The organism is Streptomyces sp. NPDC006265 (assembly GCF_040613555.1).
GTDB lineage: Bacteria > Actinomycetota > Actinomycetes > Streptomycetales > Streptomycetaceae > Streptomyces.
The window spans coordinates 1-6,285 of record NZ_JBEXSH010000529.1 but is presented as its reverse complement, the minus strand read 5'-3'; the positions used below and the strand labels follow the sequence as shown (position 1 = coordinate 6,285).

General features: G+C 71.2%; 6 protein-coding genes and 2 pseudogenes. 4 read left to right on the top strand and 4 right to left on the bottom strand.

All coding sequences use genetic code 11. The features are described 5' to 3' along the window. Positions 1-154: 154 nt before the first annotated feature. Positions 155-1,732, bottom strand: a complete 1,578-nt coding sequence (locus ABZ281_RS32830) for an IS1182 family transposase (protein WP_356661442.1) — start codon at positions 1,730-1,732, stop codon at positions 155-157. A 258-nt stretch (positions 1,733-1,990) separates the two neighbouring features. On the opposite strand from ABZ281_RS32830, the gene ABZ281_RS32825 reads away from it, so the two are divergent. After that, the gene (locus ABZ281_RS32825) at positions 1,991-2,377 is read left to right on the top strand and encodes a potassium channel family protein (protein ID WP_356661440.1); all 387 of its coding nucleotides are present in this window, start codon (positions 1,991-1,993) and stop codon (positions 2,375-2,377) included. Between the two features lie 12 nt (positions 2,378-2,389). On the opposite strand, the gene ABZ281_RS32820 is transcribed toward ABZ281_RS32825, so the two are convergent. The 3 genes and pseudogenes from ABZ281_RS32820 to ABZ281_RS32810 form a co-directional block, all read right to left on the bottom strand. Beyond that, positions 2,390-2,851 (bottom strand): hypothetical protein, encoded by a 462-nt coding sequence (locus ABZ281_RS32820; protein WP_356661438.1) that lies wholly within the window; start codon positions 2,849-2,851, stop codon positions 2,390-2,392. A 69-nt stretch (positions 2,852-2,920) separates the two neighbouring features. Beyond that, positions 2,921-3,091 (bottom strand): annotated as a pseudogene (locus tag ABZ281_RS32815) (peptidyl-tRNA hydrolase); the annotation flags it as partial. 2 nt (positions 3,092-3,093) lie between these two features. Next, positions 3,094-3,519 (bottom strand): annotated as a pseudogene (locus ABZ281_RS32810) (GTP-binding protein); the annotation flags it as partial. A 245-nt stretch (positions 3,520-3,764) separates the two neighbouring features. Here ABZ281_RS32810 and pgsA point away from each other — a divergent pair. The 3 genes from pgsA to ABZ281_RS32795 form a co-directional block, all read left to right on the top strand. Continuing rightward, positions 3,765-4,523, top strand: coding sequence for a phosphatidylinositol phosphate synthase (pgsA, locus tag ABZ281_RS32805; RefSeq protein ID WP_221342842.1), 759 nt, complete (start codon positions 3,765-3,767; stop codon positions 4,521-4,523). Next, positions 4,520-5,428 (top strand): phosphatidylinositol mannoside acyltransferase, encoded by a 909-nt coding sequence (locus tag ABZ281_RS32800; protein WP_356661436.1) that lies wholly within the window; start codon positions 4,520-4,522, stop codon positions 5,426-5,428. Before pgsA ends, ABZ281_RS32800 begins: the two co-directional genes overlap by 4 nt. Next, positions 5,425-6,285 (top strand): glycosyltransferase family 4 protein (locus ABZ281_RS32795; protein ID WP_356661434.1); only part of this gene is annotated, 861 nt, incomplete at its 3' end. The genes ABZ281_RS32800 and ABZ281_RS32795, both read left to right, overlap by 4 nt.

Below are 6,285 nucleotides of genomic sequence, written 5' to 3'. Positions count from 1 at the left end.
GATGGCTCTCCGTAGAGGAAGGAGCGGTGTTCGGTGCGTGCTCTCGGCGTGCCGGGCATCGCGACACCGCGGAGATCCATCAGAAGGGCCCTAGAAGACTCATGAAGATCTTGGTGAGGGGCCATCCGGCCGGAGGCCGGATGGCCCCTCGTCGCTATGTGGTGGCGGGGGCGAGGTGCCAGGCGCCGTCGATGCGGGTGAGTCCGAGGTTGATCAGTCGGCGGAGGTTGAGGGCGGCAGCTCGCGTGTGGAGCCAGGTGTTGTTAGCGATGGTGCCGCGGTAGCGGAGGCGGCGGTTGCCGTGCTGGACGAGCCAGGCGACGGCGCGTTCGACCGGTGGCCGCCAGCGGCGGTAGTCATCCTGCCAGTCGGGGTCGGTGGCGGCCTGGTGTCGGGCGGCCGCGAGCAGGTCGTGGTGGGGGCGGATGGTCAAGATGCGTCCGGCCTTGGCCTTGGTGCACCGCTCGCGCAGGGGGCATCCGGTGCACAGGTCCTTGAAAGCGGCCTTGCGCTGGTGGTGCTGTCCGCAGGGGTCGGAGAGGGCAACGGTGTGTCCTGCGGGGCAGGTCACAGTGGCGGCCAGGGTGTCGATGGCGAAGTCGTCGAGGGTGAAGCCACCGGGTACCGCCGCTCGTAGCGGGGCGGGTTTGAAGAACAGCCGGTGCCCTGCCCCTTCAAGGGTCTGGCGGGCCTCTCCGGTGGAGTAGGCAGTGTCACCGAAGGCGTCCACCGGCTCGTCTTCTTCGGCGAGCAGGTCCAGGCCGACGGTGGCCTCGTGGTGCTCGGGGCCGCTGCCGGGTGTGAGGGCGAGGGCGGTGTATAACGCGGTCTCCGGCTCGATGGCCAGGTGGGCCTTGTATCCGTCCTGCCGGTGGCTGCGGGTCTTGTGGATGTGCCGGGCCTCGGGGTCGACGGTGGAGACCATCCGGTCCTGCGCAGTGCCCCGGGTGATGCGCCAGCGCCCGTCCCGGCCGTCGGAGTCCTCGGCCGGCTCCACGTCTTGTCCTGCGACCAGGGCCAGCAGGCCGACCGCGTCCGCGGCCTTCTCGCCCAGTTCCTGCTCGGGCAGGTGCCCCAGCAGCAGCGCGTCACCGACGAGGGCGTCCACGAGATCAGCGCGGGCCTGCTCGTCGTTCCAGGCGATGCGGGGCTTGCCGGGATCGGTGTAGTCGTGCGCGGTGCACTGCACGGCCGCGACCTGGTCCGAGCCCGGGACCTCGCGGATCACCGCACGCACTGCGGCGATCAGCTGGGTGACGGTGTCCTGGGTGGCGACCGCGTCGTCCAGCACCGTCGAGTCCAACGCCCGCCGGTTCTTGCCCTTGAGAACGCCGGTGGCCTTCACGACCTCCCGCACCGCCTCGAAGACGCGGTTGGGTCGGGCAGAGCGGGAAAGTCGGCGGCGGAAGTAGGCCAGCAGTGACGGGTCGAACGCCATGTCGTGCAGGCCCAGCCCGCACGCCGCCTTCCAGCGCAGGTCACACCTCAGTTCCTGGACCGTCTCGAAGTCCGACAGCCCGTGCAGGGCCTGCAGCGTAATCGCCGCGGCCAGGATCTGCGGCGGCATACTCGGACGCCCGTTCGCCGACGGGTACATGTCCGAGAACATCTCCGCCGGAAACAGCGCACCACGATGCTCGGCCAGGAACGCGAACACGCTCCCTGTCGGGATCAACTCCCGGCAGGTCTCCCACACATCCGGCCCGACCGTCTCCCCGGCCCATTCCCCCATCACCACGAAACGAGTCTGGCCCCGCCGCTCACGCGGCGGGGCCAGAACCCCAAGATCTTCATGAGTCTTCTAGGCCCGCAGGCAGCGAGCAGCCCCACCGCCCCGCGCGGAAGCGGGAACCGGAGTCGGGGCCGGCCGGCGTGCGTCGACTGCGGATCGGGGCAGGGGCCCTGCTCGTGGTGGCCGGCACGGCCCCCTTCCTGCTGCCGCTGGAAGGGCTGGGGCGCCGACCGGCCCTGGCTCGGCCGGCCGCTGTTCGTGATCTGCCTGGCGCTCGTCGCCGCGCTGCTGCTGCGCCAGGTGCGCGACGTCGTGCTGGAGAGACCGCAGGCCCGCTCGGGCATCATGATCTCGATGCTGATGTGCCTGGCCGTGCTGGTGTCCTCGTCCGGCTCCTACGCACTCGCCCGGCAGCCGGGCCAGTTCACCGCTCTGCACACCCGGGTCGACGCGCTGTACTTCACCGTCGTCACGCTCGCGACCGTCGGCTACGGCGACATCACCCCGCGCGGGCAGGAGGCCCGGTTGGTGACCGTCGCTCAGGTCGTGTACACGTTCGTCTTCCTCACGGCGCCGGCCACCGCGCCGACCCGCCGGCTGCACAGCGTGGTCGCCGAGCGCGCCCGGCGCCCCCCGCCGTCCTGACCGGGTGCGGCTCTACACCGGGCGGGAGGAGCGGTAGTTGAACACCGACCAGAGGACGAACAGTCCGGTCACGATCATGATGATCGACCAGAACGGCTGGTACGGCAGCCAGAGGAAGTTCGCGATCAGTGCCAGGCCGACCACGACCGCGCTCGCGACCCGGGCCCAGTCGGCTCCGGTGAACAGGCCGAGCCCGGCCACCACCACGAGCACGCCGACGGTCACGTGGATCCAGCCCCATGCGGTCAGGTCGAACGCGAAGGAGTACTGGCCGAAGCTCGTGTACACCTCGTCGCCGGCGATCGCCGCGATGCCCTGGAGCACCGCGAAGAGGCCGTAGACGACCATCAGGATGCCGCCGAGAACGAGACCCCCGGCCGCCCACGGGTCGCCGGAACCGCCCGCGCCGGAGCCGTCGGGCGTCCGGTCACCGGGGGCGGGCGGGGCAGGGGGAGGGGGCGCGGCGCTGGTCATGGCTGCCTCCGGAGTCGGGTCGGTTGGTAACCCCACTGGAGCATTCGACCGGGACCGGCGCGCCTGTGGCTACTCCGAACGGGTGGGCGCCGCGCGGCTGGGCCCGTGCGGCTCGCGGCGCAGCGCCGGGTGGTCCGCGACGACCGTGCACCAGCCGGGCGCGATCTCCGTGAACCCGGCGTCGCGGACCAACGGAAGCCCGATGCCGGTCAGTTCGGACCAGCGGGCCGGGTCGGCCGTCCCATGCCCACGGCCGCGCACTCCTCCCACACCGTGCGGGTCGAGCCGTCCACACCGTCCGAGGCCGAGACGACGAAGAGGGCCGCGTCCGCCGCGCGCAGACCGGCCCTGAGCTCACCGACGAAGTCGGCGTATCCTGGGGTGTCGAGGAGATTGACCTTGATGCCGTCCCACTCGACGGGCACCAGGGACAGCTGTACCGAACGCTGCTGCCGGTGCTCGATGTCGTCGTAGTCGGATATCGTGCCGCCGTCCTCCACGCGGCCCGCCCGGTTCACCGCCCCCGCCGCGAGCGCGAGGGCTTCGACCAGTGTGGTCTTTCCCGATCCGGAGTGGCCGACCAGCACCACATTCCGTACGGACTGAGGGTGGTCGGCCGCTTGTGCCCTGCCGGCGGCCCCAGGGTGTGTCTGTGCCTTGTCGCCCATGATCCTGCCTCCCGTGCACGGTGAGGTCACTGTGGGCGCGGACACGCGGAATCCTCCCCCAGACTCCGTCCGGGGGTACCCCCAGCGGTGGCGACTCCGGCGACGCCCGCGGTCATTCGACCTTCCCACTCCCGTCACGGTGCGTCCATACGAACGACGTGATCCCACCGCCCACCAGCGGCTCGCGGGTTCCCCCGAAAGGGGTCCGGGTGCCCGCACCTCGCCCACGCGCGCGCGTGACTACGATGGGCCAGCCGGTGGCCAGCAGGGGCCAGACGGCGACACCGACCCTCGGGAAGGCCATGCTGAACAAGTACGCGCGTGCATTCTTCACGCGTGTCCTCACACCGTTCGCCGCGTTTCTCATCCGCCGGGGCGTGAGCCCCGACACGGTCACGCTCATCGGCACCGCCGGTGTGGTCGCGGGCGCGCTGGTCTTCTACCCCATGGGCGAGTTCTTCTGGGGCACGGTCGTGATCACACTGTTCGTGTTCTCCGACCTCGTCGACGGCAACATGGCCCGTCAGCTGGGCCGCTCCAGCCGCTGGGGCGCCTTCCTGGACTCCACGCTCGACCGGGTCGCCGACGGCGCGATCTTCGGCGGCTTCATCCTCTGGTACGCCGGTGGGGGCGACGACCTCGTCCTGTGCGCCGTCTCGATCTTCTGCCTGGCCAGCGGCCAGGTGGTGTCGTACACCAAGGCCCGGGGCGAGTCGATCGGCCTGCCGGTCGCGGTCAACGGGCTCGTCGAGCGCGCCGAGCGCCTGGTGATCTCGCTGGTGGCGGCCGGGTTCGCGGGCCTGCACAAGTTCGGTGTTCCCGGCATTCAGTACCTGCTGCCCGTCGCCCTGTGGATCGTCGCCGTGGGCAGCCTCGTCACGTTGATCCAGCGGGTCGTCACGGTCCGCAGGGAGTCCGCGGAGGCGGAGGCGGCCGCGCAGGGCGAGCAGGATGATGAGGACGAGCAGCAGAACGCCTCTCACGGGAGCGAGGCGGCCACGTGAGCGCACAGGACCGTCTGACGGACGCGCTGTACGGCCTCGGCTGGGGCACGGTCAAGAAGCTGCCCGAGCCGGCCGCCGTACGCCTCGGCCGGACCATCGCCGACCTCGCCTGGAAGCAGCGCGGCAAGGGCGTCCAGCGCCTGGAGAGCAACTACGCGCGCGTGGCGCCCGGCGCGAGTCCTGAAGCCCTCGCCGAGCTGTCCCGCGCGGGCATGCGCTCCTACCTGCGCTACTGGATGGAGTCCTTCCGCCTCCCGGCCTGGAGCAAGGAGCGGATCAAGGGCGGCTTCGAGGCCAAGGACCTGCACCACCTCACCGAGGGCATGGCCGCGGGCAAGGGCGTCGTACTCGCCCTGCCGCACCTCGCCAACTGGGACCTCGCGGGCGCCTGGGTCACCACGAAGCTCGGCATCCCCTTCACCACGGTCGCCGAGCGCCTGAAGCCCGAGACGCTCTACGACCGGTTCGTCGCCTACCGTGAGGGCCTAGGCATGGAGGTCCTGCCGCACAGCGGCGGCACCGCCTTCGGCACCTTGGCCCGGCGGCTGCGCGAGGGCGGTCTGGTCTGCCTGGTCGCCGACCGCGACCTGTCCGCCTCGGGTGTGGAGGTGGACTTCTTCGGTGACACGGCCCGGATGCCGGCCGGACCGGCCCTGCTCGCTCAGCAGACCGGCGCCCTGCTGCTGCCGGTGACCCTCTGGTACGACGACTCGCCCGTGATGCGGGGCCGCGTCCACCCGCCCGTCGAGGTCCCCGAGTCGGGCACACGCGCCGAGAAGACGTCCGTCATGACACAGGCGCTGGCCGACGCCTTCGCCACCGGCATCGCCGACCATCCGGAGGACTGGCACATGCTGCAGCGCCTGTGGCTCGCGGACCTCGACCCCGAGAAGGGGCGCCCGTGAGAATCGGCATCGTCTGCCCGTACTCCTGGGACGTACCGGGCGGCGTGCAGTTCCACATCCGTGACCTCGCCGAGTACTTCATCCGCCTTGGCCACCAAGTGTCCGTCCTGGCCCCGGCCGACGACGACACCCCGCTGCCGCCGTACGTCGTCTCGGCCGGGCGTGCGGTGCCGGTGCCGTACAACGGCTCGGTGGCCCGGCTGAACTTCGGCTTCCTGAGCGCCGCCCGGGTGCGCCGCTGGCTGCACGACGGCGCGTTCGACGTCATCCACATCCACGAGCCGACCTCGCCGTCGCTGGGCCTGCTGACCTGCTGGGCCGCCCGGGGGCCGATCGTGGCGACGTTCCACACGTCCAACCCGCGCTCCCGCGCGATGATCGCCGCGTACTCGATCCTCCAGGCCGCGCTGGAGAAGATCAGCGCCCGGATCGCGGTGAGCGAGTACGCCCGCCGCACGCTGGTTGAGCACCTCGGCGGCGACGCGGTCGTGATCCCCAACGGCGTCGACGTCGACTTCTTCGCCGCGGCCGAGCCCAAGGCCGAGTGGCAGGGCGACACGATCGGCTTCATAGGGCGTATCGACGAGCCCCGCAAGGGACTCCCGGTGCTGATGAAGGCCCTGCCGAAGATCCTCGCCGCGCGTCCGCAGACCCGGCTGCTGGTCGCGGGGCGCGGCGACGAGGAGGAGGCCGTGGAGTCCCTGCCGGCCGAGCTGCGCGCCCGCGTCGAGTTCCTCGGCATGGTCAGCGACGAGGACAAGGCCCGCTTCCTGCGCAGCGTCGACCTGTACGTCGCGCCCAACACCGGCGACGAGCCCATGGAGATGGTCATGGCCGTCTCGGTGCCGCCCGTGACC

Excerpts from the sequence above, each read along its gene's own strand:
- ABZ281_RS32830 (WP_356661442.1), bottom strand. The coding sequence starts at position 1,732 with ATGGGGGAATGGGCCGGGGAGACGGTCGGGCCGGATGTGTGGGAGACC.
- pgsA (WP_221342842.1), top strand. The coding sequence starts at position 3,765 with ATGGGCCAGCCGGTGGCCAGCAGGGGCCAGACGGCGACACCGACCCTC.
- ABZ281_RS32820 (WP_356661438.1), bottom strand. The coding sequence starts at position 2,851 with ATGACCAGCGCCGCGCCCCCTCCCCCTGCCCCGCCCGCCCCCGGTGAC.